This is a genomic window from Ensifer adhaerens, assembly GCF_002940685.1.
Classification (GTDB): Bacteria; Pseudomonadota; Alphaproteobacteria; order Rhizobiales; family Rhizobiaceae; genus Ensifer; species Ensifer adhaerens_E.
The window spans coordinates 82,505-109,321 of the sequence record NZ_PNFP01000015.1 but is presented as its reverse complement, the minus strand read 5'-3'; the positions used below and the strand labels follow the sequence as shown (position 1 = coordinate 109,321).

General features: G+C 63.1%; 27 protein-coding genes. 6 read left to right on the top strand and 21 right to left on the bottom strand.

Annotated features, from left to right (window positions below; genetic code table 11):
• Positions 1 to 25: 25 nt before the first annotated feature.
• From ntrX to dusB, 5 genes are all read right to left on the bottom strand, one after another.
• The gene (ntrX, locus tag C1A35_RS26420) at positions 26 to 1,390 is read right to left on the bottom strand and encodes a two-component system response regulator NtrX (RefSeq protein WP_043622069.1); all 1,365 of its coding nucleotides are present in this window, start codon (positions 1,388 to 1,390) and stop codon (positions 26 to 28) included.
• On the bottom strand, positions 1,380 to 3,650 hold the full coding sequence (locus C1A35_RS26415) for a sensor histidine kinase NtrY-like (RefSeq protein WP_104667218.1): 2,271 nt from the start codon (positions 3,648 to 3,650) through the stop codon (positions 1,380 to 1,382). Before C1A35_RS26415 ends, ntrX begins: the two co-directional genes overlap by 11 nt.
• A gap of 221 nt (positions 3,651 to 3,871) precedes the next feature.
• Positions 3,872 to 5,326, bottom strand: coding sequence for a nitrogen regulation protein NR(I) (gene ntrC, locus C1A35_RS26410; RefSeq protein ID WP_104667217.1), 1,455 nt, complete (start codon positions 5,324 to 5,326; stop codon positions 3,872 to 3,874).
• Positions 5,323 to 6,474: a two-component system sensor histidine kinase NtrB gene (locus C1A35_RS26405; protein WP_104667216.1), complete on the bottom strand. Its 1,152-nt coding sequence runs from the start codon at positions 6,472 to 6,474 to the stop codon at positions 5,323 to 5,325. Before C1A35_RS26405 ends, ntrC begins: the two co-directional genes overlap by 4 nt.
• Positions 6,471 to 7,514 carry a tRNA dihydrouridine synthase DusB gene (dusB, locus tag C1A35_RS26400; protein WP_104667215.1) on the bottom strand — a complete coding sequence of 348 codons (1,044 nt, stop codon included), beginning with the start codon at positions 7,512 to 7,514 and terminating at the stop codon, positions 6,471 to 6,473. Before dusB ends, C1A35_RS26405 begins: the two co-directional genes overlap by 4 nt.
• Positions 7,515 to 7,662: 148 nt before the next feature.
• On the opposite strand from dusB, the gene C1A35_RS26395 reads away from it, so the two are divergent.
• Together C1A35_RS26395 and C1A35_RS26390 are read left to right on the top strand one after the other, a co-directional pair.
• A complete protein-coding gene (locus C1A35_RS26395; RefSeq protein WP_337442005.1) occupies positions 7,663 to 8,868 on the top strand; it encodes a bifunctional 2-C-methyl-D-erythritol 4-phosphate cytidylyltransferase/2-C-methyl-D-erythritol 2,4-cyclodiphosphate synthase in 1,206 nt (401 codons plus the stop codon).
• Positions 8,868 to 9,365 carry a CinA family protein gene (locus C1A35_RS26390; protein WP_104667213.1) on the top strand — a complete coding sequence of 166 codons (498 nt, stop codon included), beginning with the start codon at positions 8,868 to 8,870 and terminating at the stop codon, positions 9,363 to 9,365. The genes C1A35_RS26395 and C1A35_RS26390 overlap by 1 nt, the downstream gene beginning before the upstream one ends.
• Here C1A35_RS26390 and C1A35_RS26385 read toward each other — a convergent pair.
• The 16 genes from C1A35_RS26385 to C1A35_RS26315 form a co-directional block, all read right to left on the bottom strand.
• Positions 9,353 to 9,802, bottom strand: a complete 450-nt coding sequence (locus C1A35_RS26385) for a type II toxin-antitoxin system RatA family toxin (RefSeq protein ID WP_104667212.1) — start codon at positions 9,800 to 9,802, stop codon at positions 9,353 to 9,355. The genes C1A35_RS26390 and C1A35_RS26385 overlap by 13 nt on opposite strands.
• 9 nt (positions 9,803 to 9,811) lie before the next feature.
• Positions 9,812 to 10,402 (bottom strand): AAA family ATPase, encoded by a 591-nt coding sequence (locus C1A35_RS26380; RefSeq protein WP_104667211.1) that lies wholly within the window; start codon positions 10,400 to 10,402, stop codon positions 9,812 to 9,814.
• 86 nt (positions 10,403 to 10,488) lie between these two features.
• The gene (gene lipA / locus C1A35_RS26375; RefSeq protein ID WP_034795803.1) at positions 10,489 to 11,460 is read right to left on the bottom strand and encodes a lipoyl synthase; all 972 of its coding nucleotides are present in this window, start codon (positions 11,458 to 11,460) and stop codon (positions 10,489 to 10,491) included.
• A gap of 131 nt (positions 11,461 to 11,591) precedes the next feature.
• Positions 11,592 to 11,843 (bottom strand): GlsB/YeaQ/YmgE family stress response membrane protein, encoded by a 252-nt coding sequence (locus C1A35_RS26370; protein WP_104667210.1) that lies wholly within the window; start codon positions 11,841 to 11,843, stop codon positions 11,592 to 11,594.
• 74 nt (positions 11,844 to 11,917) lie between these two features.
• Positions 11,918 to 13,363, bottom strand: coding sequence for a dihydrolipoyl dehydrogenase (gene lpdA / locus C1A35_RS26365; protein WP_104667209.1), 1,446 nt, complete (start codon positions 13,361 to 13,363; stop codon positions 11,918 to 11,920).
• A gap of 18 nt (positions 13,364 to 13,381) precedes the next feature.
• On the bottom strand, positions 13,382 to 13,963 hold the full coding sequence (locus C1A35_RS26360) for a GNAT family N-acetyltransferase (protein ID WP_104667208.1): 582 nt from the start codon (positions 13,961 to 13,963) through the stop codon (positions 13,382 to 13,384).
• 2 nt (positions 13,964 to 13,965) lie between these two features.
• The gene (locus C1A35_RS26355; protein WP_104667207.1) at positions 13,966 to 14,607 is read right to left on the bottom strand and encodes an SGNH/GDSL hydrolase family protein; all 642 of its coding nucleotides are present in this window, start codon (positions 14,605 to 14,607) and stop codon (positions 13,966 to 13,968) included.
• A gap of 66 nt (positions 14,608 to 14,673) precedes the next feature.
• Positions 14,674 to 16,017, bottom strand: a complete 1,344-nt coding sequence (locus C1A35_RS26350) for a pyruvate dehydrogenase complex dihydrolipoamide acetyltransferase (protein WP_104667206.1) — start codon at positions 16,015 to 16,017, stop codon at positions 14,674 to 14,676.
• Between the two features lie 15 nt (positions 16,018 to 16,032).
• Complete coding sequence (locus C1A35_RS26345; RefSeq protein ID WP_104667205.1) at positions 16,033 to 17,403, bottom strand: pyruvate dehydrogenase complex E1 component subunit beta; 1,371 nt, start codon at positions 17,401 to 17,403, stop codon at positions 16,033 to 16,035.
• 17 nt (positions 17,404 to 17,420) lie between these two features.
• Entirely contained in the window at positions 17,421 to 18,467 is a 1,047-nt protein-coding gene (pdhA, locus tag C1A35_RS26340) for a pyruvate dehydrogenase (acetyl-transferring) E1 component subunit alpha (protein ID WP_104667204.1), read from the bottom strand.
• A 136-nt stretch (positions 18,468 to 18,603) separates the two neighbouring features.
• Positions 18,604 to 18,924, bottom strand: coding sequence for an FtsB family cell division protein (locus C1A35_RS26335; RefSeq protein ID WP_104667203.1), 321 nt, complete (start codon positions 18,922 to 18,924; stop codon positions 18,604 to 18,606).
• Positions 18,925 to 19,070: 146 nt separating this feature from the next.
• Positions 19,071 to 20,345 (bottom strand): phosphopyruvate hydratase, encoded by a 1,275-nt coding sequence (eno, locus tag C1A35_RS26330; protein WP_077961428.1) that lies wholly within the window; start codon positions 20,343 to 20,345, stop codon positions 19,071 to 19,073.
• Positions 20,346 to 20,482: 137 nt separating this feature from the next.
• Positions 20,483 to 21,325: a 3-deoxy-8-phosphooctulonate synthase gene (kdsA, locus tag C1A35_RS26325; RefSeq protein ID WP_199773032.1), complete on the bottom strand. Its 843-nt coding sequence runs from the start codon at positions 21,323 to 21,325 to the stop codon at positions 20,483 to 20,485.
• Positions 21,325 to 22,215 (bottom strand): VOC family protein, encoded by an 891-nt coding sequence (locus C1A35_RS26320; protein WP_104667201.1) that lies wholly within the window; start codon positions 22,213 to 22,215, stop codon positions 21,325 to 21,327. Before C1A35_RS26320 ends, kdsA begins: the two co-directional genes overlap by 1 nt.
• A gap of 181 nt (positions 22,216 to 22,396) precedes the next feature.
• On the bottom strand, positions 22,397 to 22,567 hold the full coding sequence (locus tag C1A35_RS36085) for a hypothetical protein (RefSeq protein ID WP_156134117.1): 171 nt from the start codon (positions 22,565 to 22,567) through the stop codon (positions 22,397 to 22,399).
• A 209-nt stretch (positions 22,568 to 22,776) separates the two neighbouring features.
• Complete coding sequence (locus tag C1A35_RS26315; RefSeq protein WP_104667200.1) at positions 22,777 to 23,586, bottom strand: class I SAM-dependent methyltransferase; 810 nt, start codon at positions 23,584 to 23,586, stop codon at positions 22,777 to 22,779.
• 528 nt (positions 23,587 to 24,114) lie between these two features.
• Between C1A35_RS26315 and C1A35_RS26310 the strand changes: the two genes are divergently transcribed.
• Genes C1A35_RS26310 through C1A35_RS26295 form a run of 4 tightly spaced genes read left to right on the top strand, consistent with a single transcriptional unit; the run spans position 24,115 to position 26,744 of the window.
• Entirely contained in the window at positions 24,115 to 24,762 is a 648-nt protein-coding gene (locus C1A35_RS26310) for a lysophospholipid acyltransferase family protein (RefSeq protein WP_440271565.1), read from the top strand.
• Positions 24,759 to 25,709, top strand: coding sequence for a phosphatidate cytidylyltransferase (locus tag C1A35_RS26305; RefSeq protein WP_104667199.1), 951 nt, complete (start codon positions 24,759 to 24,761; stop codon positions 25,707 to 25,709). The genes C1A35_RS26310 and C1A35_RS26305 overlap by 4 nt, the downstream gene beginning before the upstream one ends.
• A complete protein-coding gene (locus tag C1A35_RS26300; protein WP_104667198.1) occupies positions 25,706 to 26,104 on the top strand; it encodes a hypothetical protein in 399 nt (132 codons plus the stop codon). Before C1A35_RS26305 ends, C1A35_RS26300 begins: the two co-directional genes overlap by 4 nt.
• Positions 26,088 to 26,744: a CDP-alcohol phosphatidyltransferase family protein gene (locus C1A35_RS26295; protein ID WP_104667197.1), complete on the top strand. Its 657-nt coding sequence runs from the start codon at positions 26,088 to 26,090 to the stop codon at positions 26,742 to 26,744. Before C1A35_RS26300 ends, C1A35_RS26295 begins: the two co-directional genes overlap by 17 nt.
• Positions 26,745 to 26,817 lie beyond the last annotated feature (73 nt).

Sequence of the window (26,817 nt, the reverse complement as noted above, 5' to 3'; positions counted from 1 at the left end):
GAGCGGTTTGGCCGGAAAATCCGGTTCAGACGCCCAGCGACTTCAACTTCCGATGCAGCGCCGACCGCTCCATGCCGACAAACTCCGCCGTGCGCGAAATATTGCCGCCGAATCGGTTGATCTGCGCGATCAGATAATCACGTTCGAACATTTCGCGAGCCTCGCGCAACGGCAAGGTCATGATGTGCTGATCGCCCTGAGCCGAGATCTTCGGGAGGGTGTCGCCCACTTCGGTCGGCAGCATGTCGGCCGAGATCGGCGTATCCGGACCGTCGCTGCGGGCAAGGATCATCAGGCGCTCGATGTTGTTGCGCAACTGGCGGATGTTGCCCGGCCAGTCATGCGCCTGAAGTACCGCCAGGGCATCGTCGCCGATCTTGCGCGGGCGGATACCGGCCTGTTCGCTGACCTGGCGCATGAACATGTCGACGAGGAACGGAATGTCCTCGCGCCGCTCTGCAAGCGCCGGCACACGCACCGGAATGACCGCAAGCCGGTGGAACAGGTCCTCGCGGAACAGCCCCTCCGAAATCATGTTCTCGAGGTTGTAGGCGGTCGACGAGATGATGCGGACATCCACCTTGACGCGCTTGGTGCCGCCGACGCGCTCGAACTGCTGGTCGACGAGCACGCGCAGGATCTTGTTCTGCGTCTCGCGCGGCATTTCGCCGATCTCGTCGAGATAGAGAATGCCGCCATGGGCTTCCTCGAGTGCGCCGGTACGGCGCGGCTGGCCCGGCGTGCCTTCGGTTCCGAAGAGCGCGATTTCCATCCGGTCTGGCGTGATCGCCGCAGCATTGAGCGCCACGAAGGGCCCAGCCGAGCGCGTCGACTTGCGGTGGATCATGCGCGCCACCAGCTCCTTGCCGGAGCCGGACGGGCCCTGGATCATGATGCGGCTGTTGGTCGGCGCGACCTTTTCCACCGTCTGGCGAAGCTGCGAGACGGCGACGGACGTGCCGATCAGCTCGACCGGATCGCCGGATTTCTTCTTCAGCTCCGAGACTTCGCGCTTGAGCTTGGAATTCTCCAGCGCGCGCTCGGCAATCAGGATCAGGCGGTCCGCCTTGAAAGGCTTCTCGATGAAATCATAGGCGCCGCGCTTGATGGCGTTGACGGCGGTTTCGATGTTGCCGTGGCCGGAAATCATCACGACCGGAAGGTCGGGATGCCGCCCCTTGATCTCGTCGAGCAGCGCGAGGCCGTCGAGGCGGCTTCCCTGCATCCAGATGTCGAGGAAGACCAGCCGCGGCACACGATCGCTGATCGCCGCCAGCGCGCTGTCGCTGTCGAAGGCCGTGCGTGTTTCGTGCCCCTCGTCGGACAGGATACCCGACACGATCTCGCGGATATCTTCCTCATCGTCCACAACCAGAATATCAGCGGCCATCGCTCGCACCCTCATCCTTCAAACTGTCTTCGCCCCCGGTTTCTCCGGCGGGCGGCAGGATCACGCGGATCATCGCGCCGACACCGCCGTCGTATTCGGCAGGCGCGTCGTGCAATTCCAATTGTCCGCCATGGTCCTCGATAATCTTCTTGACGATGGCGAGACCCAGGCCCGTGCCCTTCTCGCGCATCGTCATGTACGGCTCCAGAATGCGGTGCCGGTTTTCCGTGGGCAGGCCCTTGCCGTTGTCGATGATGTCGACGACGAACAGGCCGGTTGCCGCATCAGTTCGAGCACGCGCCACAACCATCGGCTGGCCGCGGACTGCATCTGCCGGCACCGCCTCGATCGATTCCACCGCGTTCTTGACGATGTTGCCGAAGGCCTGGCCGAGCATGCGCCCGTCGAACAGGCCTTCAAGCGGCTCGTCGCCGAAGTCGCGCACGAAGTTGATGTGGTTGTTGCCCATTTCGCGCAGGAACACTGCATCCTTCAGGATCGCGCGAAGATCCGCCCGTTCCTTGGTCGGCTTCGGCATGCGCGCGAAGGCCGAGAACTCGTCCACCATGCGGCCGATATCTTCCACCTGGCGAACGATCGTGTCCGTGCACTGGTCGAAGACGGCCTTGTCTTCCTGGTTGATCTGCTTGCCGTATCGCCGCTTCAGGCGCTCGGCCGAAAGCTGGATCGGCGTCAGCGGGTTCTTGATCTCGTGCGCGATGCGGCGCGCCACGTCCGCCCAGGCGGTCGAGCGCTGGGCAATCACGAGATCGGTAATGTCGTCGATGGTGATGACGTAGGATTCGTTCGCCTCGCCGCCCTCTTCCCGCGTCACCTGAACGTTCAGCGTCCGTTCGGTTCCGCCGCGCATGACGTTGATCTGCTTGCGGTAATCGTTGCGATGGCGACCTTCGGCCTCGACCAGCACGTCCTCGATCTCGGGCGCAACCTGCCTCAGATCGGCGCCAAGCAGATCGGGAGCGGCCTTCTTCAGGAAGTCTTCGGACGACGGGTTGGCGATGGTGATCTGCCGATCGCGGCCGACACCGATGACGGCCGCCGTGACACCCGAAAGAACCGCCTCGATGAAGCGGCGGCGATGGTCGACTTCGTCCTTCGCCTCGAGGATCTGCTCCTGCTGGCTGCGGATCTCCGAAACCATCTTGTTGAAGGTTCGCGACAGGTTGCCGACGTCCCCGTCGACGGCACGCACCGGCACGACGACATCGAGATTGCCGGAGGCAACACTGTCGGCCGCGCCGATCAACTGGCGGATGGGTCGGACGATCCGGTCGGCGACCGCGATCGCGGTCCAGATCGCCGCGAGCAGCACGATGAGGGCAAAGCCGATATAGAGGACGCCGAAGGCGATCTGGGTGAAGGTCCGCCCGGCCTCGAGCATCTTGTACTCGGCGGTATTCTCCTCCATCAGCCTGAGCGAGCGCATCACCTCGGGATCGACGTTGCGAACCGTGTAGAGGAAGGTGCCCGGAATGTCGTCGAGCGGGATGACGGCGCCGACAAGGTTGGTGATCCCCGGCGGGATCAGCGTCGGCTGGCCGGAGACGGAACTCTTCAACGCGTCCGGCGGAATGGCCGGCAAGGGCCGGTCGGTCGAGATGTTGGCCTGAACAATGGCGCTGCCGTCGGCGCGCACGAGAAAGGCGCCGAGCATGCCGCGTCCGCGCGCCTGGCGCGTCATCAGTTCGGCAAAGCCGGTGCGATCGAGGCTGTAGAGCTGGCGGTTGCGCTCGAGATCGTTCGCCATCGACACGGTCTGGCCCTGCAGATAGCTGGCATTTTCGAGCACATAGGCCTGGGCCACATTGATCGAGGAGCGCACGATCGCCTGGGTTCTGAGCGAAAACCAACGGTCGAGACCGACGTCGAGCGTGATGCTGGCAAAGATCGCCACAAGCACCGCGGGCGTGATCGCCACGATCGAAAACAGCGCAACGATGCGCACGTGCAGCCGGGCGGCGGCGCGGCCCTTGTGGCGGGCGCGCAGCAGACGCAGGATTTCACGGGCGATCAGATAGATGAGACCGACGACGAAGAGACTGTTGATCGCCGCACAGGCGATGACGATGTTTCTCTCAAGCCGGATCGGCGTCAGGCCGAGAAGAACAAGCAGAGAGACGGTCGCGCAGACCAGCGCGCCGGTTGCCAGCATCAGGCCCGGCAGGGCAAAGGACGCGCGGCGATCCTGCGCCGCCAGTCCCTCATCTGTGCCCAGCGGCAAGGCCATTGCGTCCACCATGAAAAGCGTTCCCCCAACCGGCGCCAGCCGGCGACGGCATCACTTGCTTGCATTCTCTGGTCAAAGGTCGACCTCACCACCCGCGCGGACTATCGCGCTGCGCCCCCATCATTCGATCGGGTCAAATCGATTGAACGAGGCGGCAAGGACGCATGATTCGGCGGCCATCACCCGTTCAAGCAACGCATTGTGGCGAAAATGCAACGGTGGCTGTGACCAAGTCAAGCGCTGCGTGAGCTGCGGTAGACCGAAACGCCGAGTTCGCGGATCTTCTTGCGCAGCGTGTTACGGTTGAGGCCGAGCAAATCGGCAGCCTTGATCTGGTTGCCGCGGGTCGCGGTCAACGCTGCCAGAATCAACGGATACTCCATCTCCGCGAGCACCCGGTCGTAGAGACCGGCCGGCGGTAAGGCATCGCCGAAGCTTGCGAAATACTGGCGCATGTTTTCTTCGACTGCCTGCGAAATCGTCAGCGAGCCGGGGCGCGCCGCGGTCTTCTCGATCGGGCTGTCCGGGATCTCGGAGCGCAGCTCGTTTTCGATGATTTCGCGGCTGATGACATCCTGTGGATAAAGTGCCGTCAGGCGCCGAACGAGGTTTTCCAGCTCACGCACGTTGCCGGGCCAGGGATGCGCCTTCATCAGTTCCAGCGCCTCGTGATCGAAGCGCTTGACGTCGAGACCTTCCTTTTCCGCCTGCTGGACGAAGTGGCGCACGAGATCGGGTATATCCTCCGCCCGGTCGCGCAGCGGCGGCAGCCGCAGCGGTACGACGTTCAGGCGGTAATAGAGGTCTTCCCGGAAAAGCCCTTGGTTGATCGACTGCTTCAGGTCCTTGTTGGTCGCAGCCACGATGCGCACGTCCGAGCGGATCGGCGTGCGGCCGCCGACGGTCGTGTATTCTCCCTGCTGCAGCACCCGCAGCAGGCGCGTCTGGGCGTCCATCGGCATGTCGCCGATCTCGTCGAGGAAGAGCGTGCCGCCTTCGGCCTGCTCGAAGCGGCCCGTGGAGCGCATCTGCGCGCCGGTAAAGGCGCCCTTCTCGTGACCGAAAAGCTCCGATTCGATCAGGTCGCGCGGGATCGCCGCCATGTTGATTGCGACGAAGGGACCGTTGCGGCGCTTGCCGTAGTCGTGCAGCGCGCGGGCGACGAGCTCCTTGCCGGTGCCGGACTCGCCCGTGATCATCAGCGTCAGGTCCGTCTGCATCAGGCGCGCGAGCACCCGGTAGATTTCCTGCATCGCAGCGGAGCGGCCGACCAGGGGCATGCCGTCCTGGGTATCGTCGTCGAGCTTCGCCGGCCGGCGCTTGGGCTCCGACAGCGCCCGGCCGATGATGCCGATCAGCTCGGTCAGGTCGAAAGGTTTCGGCAGATAGTCGTAGGCACCCTTCTCCGACGCCTTGATCGCCGTCATGAAGGTGTTCTGGGCGCTCATGACCAGCACCGGCAGGTCGGGTCGCGCCTTCTTGATGCGCGGCAGAAGATCAAACGCGTTCTCGTCCGGCATCACCACGTCGGTTACAACCAGATCGCCATCGCCCGCCGCAATCCAGCGCCACAAGGTCGCGGCATTGGAGGTAATGCGGACATCGTAGCCGGCGCGGCTCAGCGCCTGGTTCAGCACGGTGCGAATGGCGGCGTCGTCATCCGCAACGAGGATCGTGGCACCGGTCATGCAAGGTTTCCTTTTGTCATCGGCATGTCGTCGTCATCCGCCGCCATGCCTTTGGAGGCAGGCATCAGCACGCGGAAAGTGGTGCGGTTCTGCTGGCTGTCGCATTCAACGATACCGCCATGGCCGCCGATGATCTTGGCGACCAGGGCAAGACCCAGACCGGAACCGTTGGTCTTGGTGGTGATGAACGGATCAAAGAGCAGCGGCAGCAGGTCGGCGGGCACGCCCGGCCCATTGTCGTGTACGCAGAATTCCAGCGGCAGCGAGATCTTCTCGCGCGTTCCGGCGACCGAGAGGCGGATGCCGGGCCGATAGGCCGTCGTCAGCAGGATCTCGCCATCGTGGCGTTCGCCGATCGCTTCGGCCGCATTCTTGATCAGGTTCAGGAACACCTGAACCAGCTGATCGCGGTTGGCATAGACCGGCGGCAGCGACGGATCGTAGTGCTCCGCAAACTTGATGTGGCGGGCGAACCCGGCCTTGGCGATCGCCTTCACGTGGTCGAGCACCGAATGGATGTTGAGCGGCACGCGATCGACGGGGCGCTCGTCGGAAAACACCTCCATGCGATCGACCAGCGAAACGATCCGGTCGGTCTCGTCGCAGATCAGCCGCGTCAGCGCCCGGTCCTCGTCATTGGCGGAGGTCTCCAGCAACTGCGCCGCACCGCGGATGCCCGAGAGCGGATTTTTGATTTCGTGCGCCAGCATTGAGGCAAGCCCGGTCACCGAACGGGCTGCACCGCGATGCGTCAGCTGCCGGTCGATCTTGTCGGCCATCGACCGTTCCTGGAAGACGACCACGACCGCGCCCGGCTCGGAAAGAACGGGCGCCACATAGAGATCGACGAGCTTGTCGGCGCCGAGACGCGGCGAACTCAAGTCGACGCGATACTCGTTGACCGGCGCCTTGCGCTCGCGCACCTGATCGATGAGCGTCAGAAGCGGGCTGCCGAAGGGGATGAAGGCGCTGATATCATGGCGCGCCAGATGGTTGGCGCTGGCGCCGAAAAACGATTCGGCCTCCCAGTTGGCGAAGGCGACGAGGCCCTTGGCATCGACCATGATCACCGGGTTCTGGATGGCATTGAGAACGGCCATCGACAGTCCGTTAGCAACCGCATCCGGCACGCTCGTTTTTTCCGTCATGCCGCAATTCCTTCTGCGACCGCCTCGCCTTCCGGCTTGCCCGGGGCTGCGTCGAGCATCGCTGCACGCGCCCTGTCGCGAACGAACGACGCATCGGTCGATGTCAGGATCGATGCCTTTTCCGTTCCCGCCATGTCGGGGGCGGCCCGATCGAGGTACCAGGCGACATGCTTGCGGGCATGCCGCAGGCCGACCTCGACACCATAGAATTCGAGCATCATCTCGTAGTGCTCCGCAAAGATATCGGCGGCTTCTGCCGGCGACGGATGCTTGACGGCACCGGCGAGAAAGCCGACGTGCCACGGGCGCCCCTGCGAGGAGCGACCGGCCATGACGGCGTCGGCGCCCGATCGACGGAGAATCTCTTCGGCGTCCGCAACCGTTTCCACGTCGCCATTGGCGACCAGCGGCACGGAAACGACCTCGCGAACCCTGCGGATCGCATCCCAATCCGCCTTGCCGTTGTAGAATTGCATGCGGGTGCGGCCGTGCACGGTGATCGCCTTGACGCCCGCCTCTTCGGCCCGTCTGGCAATCAGCGGCGCGTTGATCGAGTTTTCGTCCCAGCCGAGTCGCATCTTCAGCGTCACCGGCACGTCGACCGCATTGACGGTCGCCTCGACCAGCGACAGCGCGTGATCGGGATCGCGCATCAGGGCCGAGCCGGAGTAGCCGCCGGTCACCTTCTTCGCCGGGCACCCCATGTTGATGTCGATGACATCGGCGCCATTGTCGGCCGCGATCTTCGCTGCCTCCGCCATCCAGTGCGCCTCGCGGCCCGCCAACTGGACGATGTGCGGCTTGATCCCGGAATTCTTCAGCCGCGCCCAGGATTCCTGGGCATTGCCGACGAGCTCACGGCTCGCCACCATCTCGGTCACGACGAAACCCGCGCCGAAGCGCCAGGCAAGCCGCCGGAATGGAAGATCGGTGACGCCGGACATGGGCGCGAGCGCAACCCGGTTGCGGATTTCGATGGGTCCGATGCGAAGCGGAGACGAAAGAGCCGGAATTGGCAAATGCATATCTTTCAGGCACATGTTGTTCCTGCACTATTTTTAGACATTGTTCTCGGGCTTGCCAAGCGATTTCGGCGCGGCGCGCAAAATTCTAAGCTCGGCTGGCAAAGCACGACCCTTCGCGGTACATCACGGCGAAGATCGGCGAATGCGGGACCTCATACAGAAAATGCAGCCTCAAGAACAGCTCAAGTGCGGCGTGGTTATCGTTGCGGCGGGACGCGGCGAACGCGCCGGGCAATCCGCCGAGGGCCCGAAACAGTACCGAACCATCGGCGACCGCCCCGTTATCGCCCATACGCTTGACACTTTCGCGACATGGCCGGGCGCAGGCCCGATCGTCGTCGTCATCCATCCGGACGACGAGGCGCTGTTTAACGCCGCACGCAAACGCTCGGTGGCCGACGATGTCATCATCGTCCACGGTGGCGCCACCCGGCAGATATCGGTGCTTGCAGGCCTCGAAGCCCTGGCCGACATCGGCGCGCGCCGTGTGATGATCCAGGACGCGGTCCGCCCCTTTGCCGATCATGCATTGCTGTCCCGCTGCGCCGCAGCGCTCAACGACGAGACGAAGGCCGTGCTGCCGGCGGTGGCGGTCGCAGATACGCTGAAGCGTGCGGGCAAGGATGGCATCGTCACGGAAACCGTGGCGCGCGAAGGCCTCTTCGGCGCGCAGACACCGCAGACCTTCGATCTCCAGGCCATTCTTGCCGCGCATCGGGATGCGGCCAGAAGCGGCCGCACGGATTTTACCGACGACGCGTCGATCGCCGAATGGGCCGGCCTCAAGGTCGTGCTCGTCGAAGGCGCCGTCGACAACGTCAAGCTTACGCTGAAAAGGGATATCGCCATGGCCGACGAGAAACTCAAGCGGATCGCCCTGCCCGATGTGCGCACCGGCAACGGCTACGACGTGCACCAGCTCGTTGAAGGCGACGGCGTCACGCTCTGCGGCGTCTTCATTGCGCACACCAAGAAACTCTCCGGCCATTCGGACGCCGACGTGGCGCTGCATGCGCTGACCGACGCACTGCTTGCCACCTGCGGTGCCGGCGACATCGGCGACCATTTCCCGCCGTCCGATCCGCAATGGAAGGGCGCGCCGTCGCGGATCTTCCTGGAGCATGCGGCCAAGATCGTACGCGAGCGCGGCGGTGTCATCACCAACGCCGATGTCTCGCTGATTGCAGAAGCACCGAAGGTCGGTCCGCATCGCCTGACGATGCGCGAGAACCTTGCGGACATGCTGGGCATTTCGCTCGACCGCTGCTCGGTGAAGGCAACGACCAACGAACGCCTCGGCTTCGTCGGGCGCGACGAGGGCATCGCCGCCATCGCCACCGCCACGGTCGTCTACGGGAACCTTTCGTGATGTGGCCCGCCGACATCGAAGTCAAAGCCGCTGAGATCATCGCTCAGTTCACGGCAAATGGCCTCAAGGTCGCCACCGCCGAATCCTGCACCGGCGGCCTGATCGCCGGCGCGCTCACCGAGATCTCCGGCTCGTCCGCGGTCGTCGATCGCGGCTTTGTCACCTATTCCAACGAGGCGAAGGTCGCCATGCTCGGCGTCGAGACGGCGACGCTCGTCACCCACGGCGCGGTCTCGCGGCAGACGGCGATCGAGATGGCAGAGGGCGCGGTAGCGCATTCGGCCGCCGACTTCGCCGTTGCCGTCACAGGCATTGCCGGGCCGAGTGGAGGTTCGGTTGAAAAGCCCGTCGGGCTCGTGCATCTCGCCGCGGCCGGGCGAAACGGCGCGATGCTGCATCGGGAGATGCGCTACGGCGATATCGGTCGCTGCAAGATCCGGCTTGCGACGGTGCGCACCGCACTCGATATGCTGATGCAGATCGCTCAGGGCGCATAGATGCTGTCGGCGCGCTTTTCGAAGGCGTCGGAGAACATGCGGAAGGCGCGGTCGAACATCGAGCCCATCAGGGCTCCGAGAATGCGGCTCTTGAACTCGTAGTCGATATCGAAGTGCACGATCGACTGCCCCTCGCCCGAAGGCTCGAAGCGCCAGCGGTTGTCGAGATACTTGAACGGCCCGTCGATGTACTTCACGTCGATGGTGCGCTCCGCCTTGTTCAGCAGCACCTGCGTCGTGAAGGTCTCGCGGATCGCCTTGTAGCCGACGGTCATGTCGGCCAGCAGCAGCACCTTGCCGTCGCGCTCCTTGCGCGAGCGAACCGTCAGCGCCTCGCAGAGCGGGAGGAACTGTGGATACTGCTCGACGTCGGCAACGAGATCGAACATCTGCTCTGCGGTGTGCTTGACGACGTGGTTGGTTTCGAAATGCGGCATAAAGGGGAGTTAAGCGGGCAGACCGAGAAGATCAAGGAGCCTGTTCACCTGACGCCGTGATTTCAACTGCAGAACGGGAACATCGGGACCGTGCTTCGCCAGACCTGCGACAATGAGCGGCGAGAACTTTTTCTCGAAGGTCCAGATGAATTGGAGAAAATCCCAGTCGACCTTTTCGATGCAGCCCGGCGCCATCTCTGGGCGGGTGCGGCCGAAGTGTTTCAGCCACCGGGTGACAACGCCCCAAACGCAGAGGAGCCGCGGCATGCGCACCCATATTACGATGTCACTTCTCGGCACGCGGATATCGAATGTGGAAGGACCGTTGCCATCCATGATCCAGCGATCGGCGGCGACCCTTTCGACGATGCGCTGGCGTTGCTCCGCCCGCTCACGCTCGGCCCACCCCGGCAGCCACCGGATATCGCGATCGATCGAGATGTAGTCCAGGTGTAAATCCACGGCCAGCTTTTGCGACAGCGTGGACTTGCCGCCGCCGGAGCATCCGACGACGAGGATACGCCTGGCCCTGCGCATATGGTCAACGGCAACGGCATCGTCGACATAATTGACCGTTGCCGGTTTTGACGGCTGCTCCATGGGAACTCCCGGGAATTCGGGAAGGAAGGTCGTTGAAAGCGAAACTCCGGCGCTGGGCCGGAGGTTCCTATAATAGATGCTTGAACTCAGCCCGCCACCGCTGCCAGCTTCTTCTCGCGGGCTGCCCGCAGCCGGGCAAAGTCGTCGCCGGCGTGATGCGACGAGCGCGTCAGCGGGCTCGACGACACCATCAGGAAGCCCTTGGTGTAGGCGACGGTCTCGTAGGACTTGAACTCCTCGGGGGTGACGAACGCCTCGACCTTATGGTGCTTGCGCGTCGGCTGCAGGTACTGGCCGATCGTCAGGAAGTCGACGTCGGCAGTCCTGAGATCGTCCATCAGCTGCAGCACTTCATTGCGCTCTTCGCCAAGGCCGACCATGATGCCGGACTTGGTGAACATGGTCGGGTCCAGTTCCTTCACCCGCTGCAGCAGGCGGACGGAGTGGAAGTAGCGCGCGCCCGGGCGGACCGTCAGGTAGTTGCCGGGAACCGTTTCCATATTGTGGTTGAAGACGTCGGGCTTGGCAGCGACGACGCGCTCCAGAGCGCCCGGCTTCTTCAGGAAGTCCGGCGTCAGAATTTCGATGGTCGTGGTCGGCGACGCTTCGCGAATTGCCCAGATCACCTTCTCGAAGTGTTCGGCGCCGCCGTCTTCCAGATCGTCGCGGTCGACCGAGGTGATGACCACGTGGCTGAGGCCCATCTGCTTGACGGCCTTGGCGATGTTGGCCGGCTCTTCCATGTCGAGCGCATTCGGCTTTCCGGTCGCGACGTTGCAGAAGGCGCAGGCGCGGGTACAGATCTCGCCCATGATCATGAAGGTGGCGTGCTTCTTGTCCCAGCACTCGCCGATGTTCGGGCAGCCGGCCTCCTCGCAGACGGTCACGAGCTTGTGCGAGCGCACCAGCTCCCGCGTCTCCTGGTAGCCCTTGGACATCGGCGCCTTGACGCGGATCCACTCCGGCTTGCGCATCACTTCCGTATCGGGCTTGTGGGCCTTTTCCGGATGGCGGACGCGTTGCGCCCGGTCAGAGACGGCATCGAACACCGTTACCATACTGTCTTCCTCGTCGCGGCGGGACCGGCATCAGGCCGGATGACCCATTTTCGCTCTATATAGACGGCCCAACCGGAAATGTCAGGCCGTCTTAAGCACATGCCCGACGGAAGCACAGATGGCCCGGCAGGCTATCGTTTCACAACCCGACCAACGGCGATCAACAGGCATGCGCCGATGAAGCCGATGATCAGGTAGGCGACCCAGCCGGCATAGGCCATGCCGAAGGCCGCCAGGACGAAATTCAGCACCACCGCACCGATGATGCCGAGCACTATGTTCATGATCAGCCCCATGCTGCTGCCCATGAACTTCTCCGCGAGCCACCCGGCCAAACCGCCGACGATGATCGCAGCCAAAATACCGACGCCGTTCACGCTCATTTTGGTCTCCGTGCATTGAAAATGCGCCCATTAGCAATGCCAAAATTACACCAAAAACGCGGACGCCGAAACTATCAGGCGTTGAGCGCGCGGCCGTAGGCGTCGAGCACGCTTTCCTTCATCGTCTCCGAGATCGTCGGATGCGGGAAGATCGTGTGCATCAGGTCTTCTTCCGTCGTCTCGAGGTTCATCGCGACGACGAAGCCCTGGATGAGTTCGGTGACTTCCGCACCGACCATGTGGGCGCCGAGCAGCTCGCCGGTCTTCTTGTCGAAGATCGTCTTGACGAGGCCCTGGTCCTCGCCGAGCGCGATCGCCTTGCCATTGGCAACGAAGGGGAAGCGGCCGACGCGGATGTCGCGGCCGAGTTCCTTGGCCTTGGCTTCGGTGAGACCGACGGAGGCGACCTGCGGGTGGCAATAGGTGCAGCCCGGGATCTTCAGCTTGTCCATCGGGTGAACGTTCGGCAAGCCAGCGATCTTCTCGACGCAGATGACGGCCTCATGCTCGGCCTTGTGGGCGAGCATCGGCGGGCCGGCAACGTCGCCGATCGCGTAGACGCCGGGAACATTGGTCTTGCCGTAGCCGTCGATGACGATGCAGCCGCGGTCGGTCTTAATGCCGAGCGTTTCGAGACCGAGGTTCTCGATATTGCCCTGAACGCCGACGGCCGAGATCATGCGGTCGGCGGTGATCTTCTCGACCTTGCCGTCCTTCATCTCGACATGGGCGGTGATCGAGTTGGCGGCCTTCTCGACCTTCGTCACCTTGGCAGAGAGATGGATCTTCATGCCCTGCTTTTCGAACTGCTTCTTGGCAATGTTCGAAATTTCGGCATCTTCGACCGGCATGACGTTCGGCATGACTTCAACGACCGTCACGTCGACACCCATGGTGCGGTAGAAGGAGGCAAACTCGATGCCGATTGCGCCCGAGCCCATGACCAGCAGCGACTTCGGCATTTCCTCGGGCTTCATCGCCTCGAAATAGGTCCAGATCAGCTTGCCATCGGGCTCGATACCCGGCAGCGCACGCGGACGGGCGCCGGTGGCGATGATGATGTGCTTGGCGGTGTAGGTGCCCTCGCCCTTGGTGTTCTTCGGCAGCGGCGCCTGCGGCTGGACGACCGGCTTGGTCGACTTGCCGACGACGATTTCGCCCGGCTTCGTGAGCTTCGCTTCACCCCAGATCACGTCGACTTTGTTCTTTTTCATCAGGAAGCCGACGCCGCCGTTCATGCGCTCGGCGATGCCGCGCGAGCGGGCGACGATCGCCTTCAGGTCCGGCGTCACCGTGCCTTCGATCTTGATGCCATAGGCGCCCGGATGCTGGGCGTAATGGAGGACCTCGGCGGAACGCAGCAGCGCCTTGGTCGGGATGCAGCCCCAGTTGGAGCAGATGCCGGCTAGATGCTCGCGCTCGACGACCGCGGTCTTCAAACCAAGCTGTGCCGCACGGATGGCGGCGATGTAGCCTCCCGGACCCGAACCGATGACGATGACGTCGTAATTCTCAGCCATGTGTTTCCTGCCTTTGTCTCAAGCGACCTTGCGGGTGAACAGCACCCAGTCGTGTTTCTTGCTTTCCTCAAAGAGCGGAACCGCTTCGACGCGCGCTGCCTCGCCGAAGCCGTTTGCCCTGTATAGTGCCTGTGCGCTCACGTTGTGGCTTTCGGTGATCAGGCTCACCGGCGCCGAAGCGGCGCGCATGAATTCCTTGGCCAGGAGCGCCGTGCCGATCCCGCGGCCGCGCTGATGGCGATAGACGCCGAGGCTCTCGATGAACCAGTGGCCGACGATCTGCCTTTGCAGCGCCAGTAAGGGTTCGAGAACCGGGTGCCTGGCAACAACCCCCGACACGTCCGGGCCGATCGCATAGCCGACCGACAGGCCGGCGACTTCATCATCGACCTCGGCAACAAGCGCATCCCGCCAGTTCCCCGGGCCCTGTTCTTCGCGCAGCTTGTTGCGGCCTCGCTCGAAGGCGGTATCCGTCACACCATGCTGGACCGCTCCGTACCAGAGCCAGGAGGCAAAACCATGCGCGGCGATATCGACGAGAATGGCGAGTTCGGCCGCCTCACGTCGTTCCGCCGGACGTATGGTGACGCCCCCGACCATTCTCAGACCCCGAGCATCATCCGTACGACCGGTTCCAGGCCCCGGCCGATCGCACGCGCATTTTCCGCATCGAGATGCACGCCATCGAGCGGCGTCGTCTGAGCGACCGATCCGGCATCGAAAAAGCCGCAATCGAGCTCGTCCGCCAGATCGCGGTAGAGCGGCGCCAGCATCGCCGACTGTTCGATGCCGCCGGCAAACATGGCCGCAAACCCGGCATCGGCAGTTTCGCAGAGCGTCGGCGGCGACACGATCAGGATTTCCGGCCCATCCTCGCTTTCGACCGGCCAATCGTGGCGGCGAACGAGAGTGACGAGGCGCTGGATGCCTTTCACGGCTCCGAACGCGGTCCCGTGGATCACCGGCTTCATGTCGTTGGTGCCGAGCAGCAGGATGATGAGATCGAGCGGCGCGTGACTGTGGAGTACGGTCGGCAACACCTTCGCGCCGTTGCGGTCGCAATCGGCAAGGTGATCGTCATAGGCGGTGGTGCGGCCGTTCAAGCCCTCCGCGATGACCTGGACGTCCGGGCCCAGTGCCTTCTGCAACACGCTCGGCCAGCGGTCGGCGAGCGCATGACGGCCGCCGTCAGTGGCATCGTAGCCCCAGGTCAGACTGTCGCCATAGCAGAGAACTGTTTTCATCGTCCGGGCCCGCCTTCGACTGCGCGAAAAGGAACGGACCGGCCCGAAGGCCGGCCCCTATCCAACTCAGACCAGCATGCCCATCGGGTTTTCGATGTAGCGCTTGAAGGCTCCGAGCAGTTCGGCGCCAAGTGCGCCATCGACGCAGCGATGGTCGGTCGAGAGCGTGACAGTCATGACGTTGGCGATGACCATCTGCTTGTTCTTGACGACGACGCGCTCCTCGCCGGCACCGACCGCGAGGATCGTTGCGTGCGGCGGGTTAACGACGGCGGCGAAGTTCTTGACGCCCATCATGCCCATGTTGGAGACAGCCGTGGTGCCGCCCTGGTATTCCTCAGGCTTCAGCTTGCGGTCCTTGGCACGCTGGCCGAGGTCCTTCATCTCGTTGGAGATGGCCGACAGGCTCTTCAGCTCCGCCTGGCGAACGATCGGGGTGATCAGGCCGCCCGGGATCGACACGGCAACGCCGACATCGGCGTGCTTGTGCTTGACCATGTTGCTCTCGGTCCAGGAGACGTTCGCATTCGGAACGTCACGCAGCGCCAGCGCCAGGGCCTTGATGACCATGTCATTGACGGAGAGCTTGTAGACCGGCTTGCCATCCTTTTCAGGTGCAGCGGCATTGAGCTGGGCGCGCAACGCCAGCAGCGCGTCGAGTTCGCAATCGACCGACACGTAGAAGTGCGGGATCGTCTGCTTGGATTCGACAAGACGCTTGGCAATCGTCTTGCGCATGCCGTCATGCGGCACGAGCTCGTAGGAACCGGGCTCGAACAGCTTGAGAACGGCGTCTTCCGACATCCCCTTGGCAAGCGGAGCTGCGGCCGATGCTGCAGCGCCGGCAGCCGGTGCGGCGGCGGGCTTGGCCGTACCACCGGCAACGGCGGATTCGACGTCCTTTTTGACGACGCGGCCATGCGGACCGGTACCGGCAATTGCCGACAGGTCGATGCCGGCGTCCTTGGCGAGACGACGGGCGAGCGGCGAAGAGAAGACGCGTGCGCCACCTTCGGCCTTGGCAGGCTGTGCAACGGGAGCCGCGGCAGCCGGTGCCGGAGCGGCGGCCGGCGCGCTCGGTGCTGCCGGTGCAGGCGTTTCCGCCTTGGCGGCCGGAGCCGGTGCTGCCGCGCCGTTGCCGCCCTTGGCAGCCGCGGCGACATCCTCGCCATCGGCGGCGAGAACGGCGATCAGCGCGTTGACCTTGACGCCTTCGGTGCCGGCCGGGACGACGAGCTTGGCAACGGTGCCTTCGTCGACGGCTTCGACTTCCATCGTCGCCTTGTCGGTCTCGATCTCGGCGATCACGTCGCCGGACTTGACCTTATCGCCTTCCTTGACCAGCCACTTGGCCAGATTGCCTTCTTCCATCGTCGGGGAGAGGGCAGGCATTGTGATGTTGATAGGCATCGAAGGGCCCTCCCCTTATTTGTAGCAAACGGCTTTCACCGCATCGACAACCTCTGCGACGTTCGGAAGCGCCAGCTTCTCGAGGTTCGCAGCGTAAGGCATCGGCACATCCTTGCCGGCGATCGTCAGGATCGGGGCGTCAAGATAATCGAATGCCTGCTGCATGACGCGGGTCGCGATCTCGGTGCCGACGGACGACTGCGGGTAGCCTTCTTCGACGGTGACGAGGCGACCGGTCTTCTTGACCGATTCGATCACCGTCGGCAGGTCCATCGGACGGATGGTGCGCAGGTCGATCAGTTCGACGTCGATGCCCTGGGCTTCGAGTTCGGCAACCGCCTTGACGGCATAGGTCATGCCGATGCCGAAGGAGACGATCGTTGCGTCCTTGCCGACCTTGTGGATGCGGGCCTTGCCGATCGGCAGCACGAAATCGTCAAGCTTCGGCACTTCGAAGGAGTGACCGTAGAGGATTTCGTTTTCGAGGAAGATGACCGGGTTCGGGTCGCGGATCGCGGCCTTCAGCAGACCCTTGGCGTCGGCTGCCGTGTAAGGCATGACGACCTTGAGGCCCGGGATATGGCTGTACCAGGCGGCGTAGCACTGCGAGTGCTGGGCGGCCACGCGGGCAGCAGCACCGCTCGGGCCACGGAAGACGATCGGCGCGCCCATCTGGCCGCCGGACATATAGAGCGTCTTGGCAGCGGAGTTGATGATCTGGTCGATCGCCTGCATGGCGAAGTTGAAGGTCATGAACTCGACGATCGGACGAAGGCCGGTCATGGCGGCGCCGACGCCGACGCCGGCAAAGCCGTGCTCGGTGATCGGGGTGTCGATGACACGGCGGGCGCCGAATTCCTGCAGCAGGCCCTGGGTAATCTTGTAGGCGCCCTGATATTCCGCGACTTCTTCACCCATGACGAAGACGTCGTCGCTGGCGCGCATTTCTTCGGCCATGGCGTCGCGAAGCGCTTCGCGAACGGTCATCGTCACCATTTCGGTGCCGGCCGGGATCGCCGGATCGGCAGCGACTTCAACCTTCGGCTGGGCAGCAACCGGAGCCGACGCAGAAGCGGCCGGCGCTTCGGCAGCAGCTGCCTTCGGCGCTTCAGCCTTCGGAGCGGCGATGTCGCCGGCGCCTTCGCCGTCCTGCAAGAGCACGGCGATCGGGGTGTTGACCTTGACGCCTTCGGTGCCGGCGGCGATCAGGAGCTTGCCGATCGTGCCTTCATCGACGGCTTCGACTTCCATCGTCGCCTTGTCGGTCTCGATCTCGGCAATGACGTCGCCGGAGGACACCTTGTCCCCTTCGTTCTTCAGCCATTTCGAGAGCGTGCCTTCCTCCATCGTCGGGGAAAGGGCGGGCATAAGAATTTCTACTGGCATGTTTGTCCCTCCCCGGATCAAAGCAGGATGTCGGTGTAGAGCTCGGATGCATCCGGCTCCGGATCGGCCTGGGCAAAATCGGCGCTGTCGGCAACGATGTCGCGGACTTCCTTGTCGATCTGCTTCAGCTCATCCTCGCTCGCCCAACCCTTTTCGGTCAGACGCGCCTTCACCTGCTCGATCGGATCATGCTCCGAGCGCATCTTCTGCACTTCGTCCTTCGAGCGGTACTTCGCCGGGTCGGACATCGAGTGGCCGCGATAGCGATAGGTCTGCATCTCAAGGATGATCGGACCCTTGCCCGAACGGCAATGCTCGACCGCCTCGTCGCCGGCGGCCTTGACCGCACGTACGTCCATGCCATCGACCTGGAAGCCCGGAATGTTGAAGGAGACGCCGCGCTGCGAGAAGTCGGTCTGTGCCGAAGCCCGCGAAACGGAGGTACCCATGGCGTAGCGGTTGTTCTCGATCACGTAGATCACCGGCAGCTTCCAGAGCTGCGCCATGTTGAAGCTTTCGTAGACCTGGCCCTGGTTGGCCGCACCGTCACCGAAATAGGCAACGGAAACATTGTCGTTGCCGCGATAGCGGTTGGCGAAGGCAAGACCGGTGCCGAGCGACACCTGGGCGCCGACGATGCCGTGACCGCCGTAGAAGTGCTTTTCCTTGGAGAACATGTGCATCGAGCCGCCCTTCCCCTTGGAAAGACCGCTGCGACGACCGGTGAGTTCGGCCATGACGCCGCGGGCGCTCATGCCGCAGGCCAGCATGTGGCCATGGTCACGGTAGGCTGTGATGACCTGGTCGCCTTCCTTCAGCGCCATCTGCATGCCAACGACAACGGCTTCCTGGCCGATGTAGAGGTGACAGAAGCCGCCGATGAAGCCCATGCCATAGAGCTGGCCGGCCTTTTCCTCGAAACGCCGGATCAGCAGCATCTCGCGGTAGGCACTCAGATCTTCCTGTTTGGAGAAGTCGGCGAACGTGCCGCCGTTGAAGTCTTTCTTCGCCGGCTTTGCGGCACTCTTGCGGCTGGAAACGGACGCGGATTTTCGCGGAGCCATTCGTTCCTCCCAATGGTTAGCCTTTTGCGGTTACCATAGGGAAAGAAAGCAGACACAGCAATGCCATATTTGCATGGCTCACATTCCATGCAAACTATTGATTTTACTTTACAAATTTCAATTAACTGAATTCAGGTTAATTTGCGGCACGGTGGAAAATAACGATCTCGTCACTTCGCGACATGTTCAGCGCGAGGCGAGCCTTTTCATCCAGCATGTCCCGTTCCAGCGACCCATCACTCATCAGCTGAACCTCCTTTTCGAGGATCATTCGCTGCTTCGTGAGCTCATCCAGCCGCGCCTGCCGCTCGACGATCTGGCGATCGAATTGCTCGGTCGCCTTCAGGCCATAGCCGCCGTGAATGGAATGATAGCCGAAGTAGGAAAGAAAGGCGACCGCGATCAGCGGCATCACCAGCCGACCCAGTTTCCGTTTCTTATGATGCCGTGTCCACATACATTCACGCCCTGATACGCAGTACGGCAATCAGATTAGCGGCGATTGATTAACCGACCGTTGACCATGAACGGCAGGAAAATAGAAACCCGCCCACACGGGGCCGTGTGGGCGGGCTCAGTTTTCAGACGAAAATCAGGCAGCGATCAGCCGCGCAGGATCGAGCGGCCGGCGTACTTCGCCTGTACGCCGAGCTGCTCTTCGATGCGGATCAGCTGGTTGTACTTTGCGAGCCGGTCCGAACGGGCAAGCGAACCGGTCTTGATCTGGCCGCAGTTGGTGGCAACCGCGAGATCGGCGATCGTTGCGTCTTCGGTCTCGCCCGAACGGTGCGACATGACGGCGGTGTAGCGTGCCTTGTGCGCGGTCTCGACGGCGTCGAGCGTTTCCGACAGCGAGCCGATCTGGTTGACCTTGACGAGGATCGAGTTGGCGACACCCATCTTGATGCCGTCGCGCAGGCGCGCCGAGTTGGTGACGAACAGGTCGTCGCCGACGAGCTGGCACTTGTTGCCGATGAGATCGGTCACGGCCTTCCAGCCGTCCCAATCGTCTTCCGCCATCCCGTCCTCGATCGAGAAGATCGGGTACTTGGCGGCGAGTTCGGCAAGATATTCAGCCATTGCGCCCGGCTCGAGCGTGCGGCCTTCGCCCTCGAGCACGTACTTGCCGTCCTTGAAGAATTCGGTGGCTGCGCAATCGAGCGCGATGAACATGTCTTCGCCCGGCTTGTAACCAGCCTTCTCGATCGACTTCATGATGAAGTCGAGGGCGGCCGGAGCGGAAGCGAGGCCCGGCGCGAAGCCGCCTTCGTCGCCGACATTGGTGTTGTGACCGTCGGCTGCAAGCTGCTTCTTCAGCGTGTGAAAGACTTCCGAGCCCATGCGCACCGCGTCACGCATCGTGTCGGCGCCGACGGGGACGATCATGAATTCCTGGAAATCGATCGGGTTGTCGGCGTGCGCGCCGCCGTTGATGATGTTCATCATCGGAACCGGCAGAACGTGGGCGTTCGGGCCGCCGACATAACGATAGAGCGGCAGGCCGGCAGCTTCGGCGGCAGCCTTCGAAACGGCGAGCGAAACGCCGAGGATGGCGTTGGCGCCGAGGCGCGACTTGTTCGACGTGCCGTCGAGCTCGATCATGGTCTTGTCGATCTGGATCTGGTTCTCGGCATCGAGGCCGCCGATCGCTTCGAAAATCTCGCCGTTGACGGCTTCGACGGCGCGCTCGACGCCCTTGCCGAGGTAACGCGTACCACCATCGCGCAGCTCGACAGCCTCATGCGCACCGGTCGAGGCGCCCGAGGGAACTGCCGCACGGCCGAAGCTTCCGTCTTCCAGGTACACGTCGACCTCGACGGTCGGGTTGCCGCGGCTGTCCAGAATTTCTCGGCCGATGATGTCGATGATTGCAGTCATGATCTCTTCCCTGTTGAGGACGGTGGGTGGTCGGGGCCTGTCATACGCCAAGGCCTCGAAATTACAATGGCGCGCAAGATGCAAAAACAACCGCGCCATTGCGGTTCATGAAAATTTCACGGAACGCCGCTGGCAGCTCAATCCTTGGCGATCGCGTCGAAGGCGAGCAGCTTTTCGAGCAGCCGCGGCATGTCCTTCAGATGCACCATGTTGGGGCCGTCGGAGGGCGCGTTGTCCGGGTCTTCATGGGTTTCTACGAAGACACCGGCAACACCGACGGCAACGGCAGCGCGTGCGAGCGTCTCGACGAATTCGCGCTGGCCGCCGGAAGAGCCGCCCTGCCCGCCCGGCTGCTGCACCGAGTGGGTGGCGTCGAAAACGACGGGTGCGCCGAGCGAAGCCATGATCGGCAACGAGCGCATGTCGGAGACAAGCGTGTTGTAGCCGAAAGAGGCACCGCGCTCGCAGAGCATGACATTGGGGTTGCCGCTGTCGGTGAATTTCGCCAGCACGTTCTTCATGTCCCAGGGCGCCAGGAACTGGCCCTTCTTGACGTTGATCGCCCGGCCGGTCTTGGCGGCGGCGACCAGAAGGTCGGTCTGGCGCGACAGGAAGGCCGGGATCTGCAGGATATCGACCGTCGGGGCGACAAGCGCGCACTGCTCTTCGGTGTGAATGTCGGTCAGAACCGGAAAGCCGAATTCCTTCTTGAGGTCGGCGAAGATTTCCATCGCCTTCTCAAGCCCGATGCCGCGCTTGCCGGAAAGCGAGGTGCGGTTGGCCTTGTCGAAGGAGGACTTGTAGACGAGACCGAGGCCAAGCTTCTTGCAGAGTTCGGAAAGCGCGCCCGCCATCATGAAGGCGTGCTCGCGGCTTTCCATCTGGCAGGGGCCGGCGATCAGCGACAGCTTTTCGGTTTGCGAGAAGGCGACCTGGTGGGCGCCCTCACCGACAACGACTCTGGCATTGGTTTTCATCATCAAGCTCCAAACGCGAAGATCACCCCTTGCCCCGGCATTTCGGGAACAATGAGGCGCCCGCCCATTTCTGCAAATTCGATATCGTACTCAGCAAACAGCGCACGCGTCGCCTCGAGATCGGCAACGCGGAACACGACCGCCCGTCCACGCAAGCCGCGTTCGGCATTGTGCACCGAGCGGCCGAAGAAGGCTTCCATGCCGGCGGCGCTCAGCACCGAGATCTTGGCATTGGTGGTCGCGACATCCATGCCGAAGGAATGGGCCGTGACCTCGCGCTCGTCGACCGCTTCCTGCAGCAGATACTGGAAATCGGTCGGATTGGTTTCCGACAGAACCACTTCGCTTATGCCGATCACGCCGTTGTCGTGCCGCTCCAGTGCCGCCCGATCCGTGGGCAGCGCCCGCACGCGCTGACAGTTGAAAAGGAAGAGATCCGGCGAACGCAGGTCGGCAGCAAAGGCAAGGCGGAACGAGCCCAGACCTTCGCGGCCATCCGGCAGCTTCATCGGCCGGGAAAATTCCAGCATGTCACCGCCGGAAATGCCGCACGCCCGGAAACGCATGTGATCGCTCGCCGCATCCTCGGTGCCAAAGACCAGCGCCGAAAGACCTTCCGGCCCCTGGCGGAAACGAAACGCCTGATCGCGCGCCACAAAGACGTTGCCGTCGAGTGCTGCCGCCTCGCATTCCTCGCGGGATGCAACGGCCAGAGGTTCGAGATAGGTGCCGTCGGCAAAGAAGACGCAGGCATTTTCGGTGCCGAAGGGATGGCGGGCATCGTCGGCGACGGTAAAACCGAGATCGGAAAGCCGACGCCGCGCCTGGGTAAGCGTATCCACCGGCAGCACGAGGTGATCGAGCGGGCGGGTGGTGCGCTTGGAGAGGCTCATGGCGTGTTCCCTGATGGTTCGCCGCTGTTTGCAACTTTTGGCCGGCGAATGCAAGCCGGGTCACCGCCAGGGAGCGGATCGGCGGTCCGCGTTCGGGCCGTTGCCGCAAACGGGAGCTGTCCGCGGCCTGCTGCGCCCGCCGCGGATTATGCCTGTCAGCGGGAGACGAACCGCCGGAAGGTCAGTAGTAGCCCGGCGCCGTCGTGGCGTTGGCCGTGTTCCCCGCACCGAGACCGGGGGCGAACGTCTGGGGCTGGGTGTAGGACGTATTGGTCGAGGACGTCGAGGCACAACCCGAAAGCCCCAGCACGGCGACCGCCAAAGGCACGAACAACAAAGCGATGAAGCGCATACGGATTGACCCCTTTCCAGTTTCGCTGCCTAACAGAAAAGTACGAAACCGGCGCCTTGGCGAGTACGTAACAGTAACGCTGCGTAACACGGCACGATGATCGACGAGCAGCATTGCCCTGAAAAGCAACCGCGGGTTATCGCAGACGCCGCGATTGCTCCGTGGGTGGTGCGCACCAGAAAGCGCGCGCATTCCCCAAAACGATTACGTCAGAGGCCGAGATCGCTCTTGATGGCAAAGGTGGCGATGAAGGTCGGCACGAACCTGTCGATCAGGAAGCGAGCCGACGGCTGCCAATCCTCGTGGAAGCCGGCCAGCAGGAAACCCGCCTGCAATTGCCCCTCGATCTGCGCAGACAGGCTGTGCCCGAACACCAGAGCTTCTCCCCGATCGACCTTGGCCTGCACGGCATCGGGGGCGAGATGCTCCGACTCGGCAAAGGGGAGCCGGTAAGCCGGCCGGATGAGCCCCTCTTCCGCATAAGCAGGATTCCGGTCGCCGACGAAAACGATCGGATTGTAGAAGCTCGAAAGCAGCCGCCCGCCGGTCTTCAGCACCCGGTGGCATTCCCGCCAGACCGGCCGGACATCGGGAACATAGAGATTGGAGATCGGGTGAAAGACGATGTCGAAGGTCCCATCCGCAAACACCGAGAGGTCGCGCATGTCGCCCTGCACAGTCGAAAGCGACAGCCCCTCGCGTTCGGCGACATGCCGGTCCTGATCAAGTTGCCCCTTGGAAATGTCGAAAACGGTGACGTCAGCGCCGGCCGCCGCAAGGATCGGCGCCTGTTGGCCGCCCGCTGACGCCAGGCACAGGATCGTCTTGCTCCTGACGTCAGGCAGCCAGCCCTTCGGCAGATCGCCGGGCGTCAGCCGCGCCTGCCATTGCCCTTCACGGGCAGCGGCGATCATCTCCGGCGTCACCGGGCGAGACCACTGGCAGTCCTGACTTGCCTGCCTGTCCCAGGCTTGGCGGTTGTGATCGATGATATCGAGATTGGAGGAAATATCTTGCATGTTCAGTCCCTGGAACTTTGTCCATGTTTGACCGCTCACGAATGGAAATGGGGATCGCAGGCAAGAAATGCCTCGGCGTCTGTCCGTCAATGCGGATCACAGCAATGCCATCGTCCGTCCCCTTCGCAAGCGAAGTTGAGGCGAATACGGTTCTCACCGGGCATTACTGGCGCATTGGACGACGCTCCTCTGTGTGGACCCGCAAGCTAGCGGGCGGAAGATTGGCGGTCAATGGCGACGCCCGACGGTTCCGAGCGCGCCGACCGTGGCGTGGCGTCGCACTGCATTCGACCTCTTCTCAAGCACAAGCGAATATTCTCGGTGTCCGACACGTTATCCTGTTGCGTATGATTTCAACCGCTTGAGAAGCGGTCACAATCGCGTAAAGTTGGTCGATTGCAGCCTGGGGTTACGCCAGGCGCAGTCTGAGGGGCAGCGCTTGATCCTATTGTCGAAACCCATCCGGACTCGGTCGAAACGCTCTGCAGGACGCTTCGACCCGACGGTTCCAACCGGATTTGAAACCGCATGATTCGCGATTTGACGGCCAAGCTGGCTTCCATCGCCATCATGATGTTTGCGCGCGCACTGACGGCGGCCCGTGCCATCTGGCATGAGACCGGCCTGCCGCCGAAGCAGAGCATCTACTTCGCCAACCATTCCAGCCACGGCGATTTCGTGCTGATCTGGGCGGTCTTGCCGCCGTGGCTGCGAGAGCGCACGCGGCCGGTCGCGGGCGCAGAGTACTGGCTGAAATCGAAGCTTTCCGCCTTCATCGGCCGCGACGTCTTCGACGCCGTGCTGATCGAACGTGACCCGGAAGCGCGCACCCAGGACCCGGTCGAGCAGATGACGACGGTGCTCAACGACGGCTCGTCGCTCATCCTCTTTCCCGAGGGGACCCGCAACCAGACCGAGGCGCGCATGCTGCCCTTCAAGAGCGGCCTTTATCATCTCGCCTGCAAGCGGCCGGACGTGGCGCTGGTTCCCGTCTGGATCAACAATCTCAACCGCGTCATGCCGAAGGGGGAATTCGTGCCGATCCCGCTGATCTGTACCGTAACCTTCGGCGAACCGATGCGCCTCAAGGCGCAGGAGACGAAGGACGAATTCATCGCCCGCGCCGAGGCGGCCCTGCTCGCGCTCTCCCCCTCCTCGACGGAAGACAATGCATGAGCACGGCAAGCCTGGACATGCTCAAACTGCTCCTGGGCGTCGGCGGCATTCTCGTGCTGGCGTCGAGCGTCGGCTACGTGCTCAAGCGGAAGCTTTCGCCGGACGGGTCGAACGGCGCGATCGAAAACCTCAATGCCCGCATCAAGGCCTGGTGGGCGATGGTGATCCTGATCGCGATCGCCTTCGTCGCCGGCAGAGTCGGCGTGCTGCTGCTTTTTGCCTTCTGCTCGTTTGCGGCACTGCGCGAATTCATCACGCTCATCAACACCCGTCGCGGCGACCATTGGGCGATCGCGGCCGCGTTCTTCGTCGTTTTGCCGATCAACTACTTCCTGCTTTGGGCGGAACAGTACGGCATCTATTCGATCTTCGTGCCGGTCTACGCCTTCCTGCTGATGCCGATCGTCGCGGTGATGCGGGGCGACACCCGCGACTTCCTGCTCAGGATCTCCGAAGTGCAATGGGCGCTGATGATCTGCGTCTTCTGCGCCTCGCACGTGCCGGCACTCTTGACGCTGCAGATCCCGGGCTATGAGGGACGCAACGTGCTTCTCATCGCCTTCCTCGTCATCGTCGTGCAGTCGAGCGACGTGCTGCAATATGTCTGGGGCAAGCTCTTCGGCAAAACCAAGATCGCGCCCACCCTTTCGCCTTCAAAGACGGTCGAAGGCTTCGTTGGCGGCGTCGCCAGCGCAACGCTGATCGGCGCATCGCTCTGGTGGATCACGCCATTCACACCAATGCAGGCTGCGCTGATGTCGCTCATCATCACCCTGATGGGCTTCTTCGGCGGGCTCGTCATGTCGGCCATCAAGCGCGACCGCGGCGTAAAGGACTGGGGGCACCTGATCGAGGGCCATGGCGGCCTGATCGACCGGCTCGATTCGGTCGTCTTCTCGGCGCCGATCTTCTTCCATCTGACCCGTTACTGGTGGTCGCTGACATGACCGCCAAGCTGAAAGGACTGGCGTCAAGCGGCGTCGTGCATGTGGCCTTCGCCTTTATTGCCATGGGCGGCTGGGCGCTCTTTGCCAACCGTCATCACCCGCTGCCCAAGCCACTCCTTGCCGGCGTTGTCCAAGGGACGCTTTCGGCGCTCTTGACGCTCTACCTCAAGACAGCGATCGACGCGCTTTCCAGGCGGTTCAGCGGTGCCATGCGCCTGGTCCTGCCGCCGCTCGCCGCGTGCCTCGGCTCGTCTGCAATCCTGGTCGCGATCCACGCCGCCAGCGGCACGCCCGAGATCCTGAAGACGATCGCGCTGCCGCTTGTCGTATCGACCAGCTATGCCGCTCTCTACAACTATTCCATCAGTCGGGGCCCCCATGACCGAAACCGGTGACCGCAGGCCGCTTGCAAGCCGCAACACCCGCTGGGCGCAGGCCATCGCACGCCGCCTGGCATCGATGAACGTCACGCCGAACCGGATTTCGCAGGCGAGCATGCTGGCGGCGGCACTGGCCGGGCTTTCCTTCTGGCTTGCCGGCGAAACCGAAGATGGTTCGCGGGCGGCTCTGTACATTGCCGCCGCCCTCTTCTGCCAGCTCCGCCTGCTCTGCAACCTCTTCGACGGCATGGTAGCCGTCGAGGGCGGCAAGGGCGAAGCCGACGGTCCGTTCTGGAACGAGTTTCCCGACCGGGTCGCCGACATCCTCATCTTCATCGGTGCCGGATGCGGGCTCGGTGTTCCGGCCCTCGGCTTCGCGGCAGCCACCTTTGCCGTGCTGACGGCCTATGTGCGCGAGCTCGGCCGGGCCAATGGCGGGCCGAGCGACTTCTCCGGCCCGATGGCCAAGCAGCACCGCATGGCGACGATGACGCTGGCTGCCGTGCTGTCCGCCTTTGAAGGTCTCTGGCTCGGCGATGGCGAAATCCTCTGGATTGCCCTGCTGCTGGTTTCCGCCGGCGCCGCGCTGACCGCACTTCTGCGCGCCCGCAGGCAAATCGCCTGGCTTCGCCACCGCAACACCGGCAACCACTAACCGCTAACCGCATCTTCTCGAGCTTCTGACACGGCCGACGGAATATGGTCCGCCGCCCCCTTGACGTTGCTTC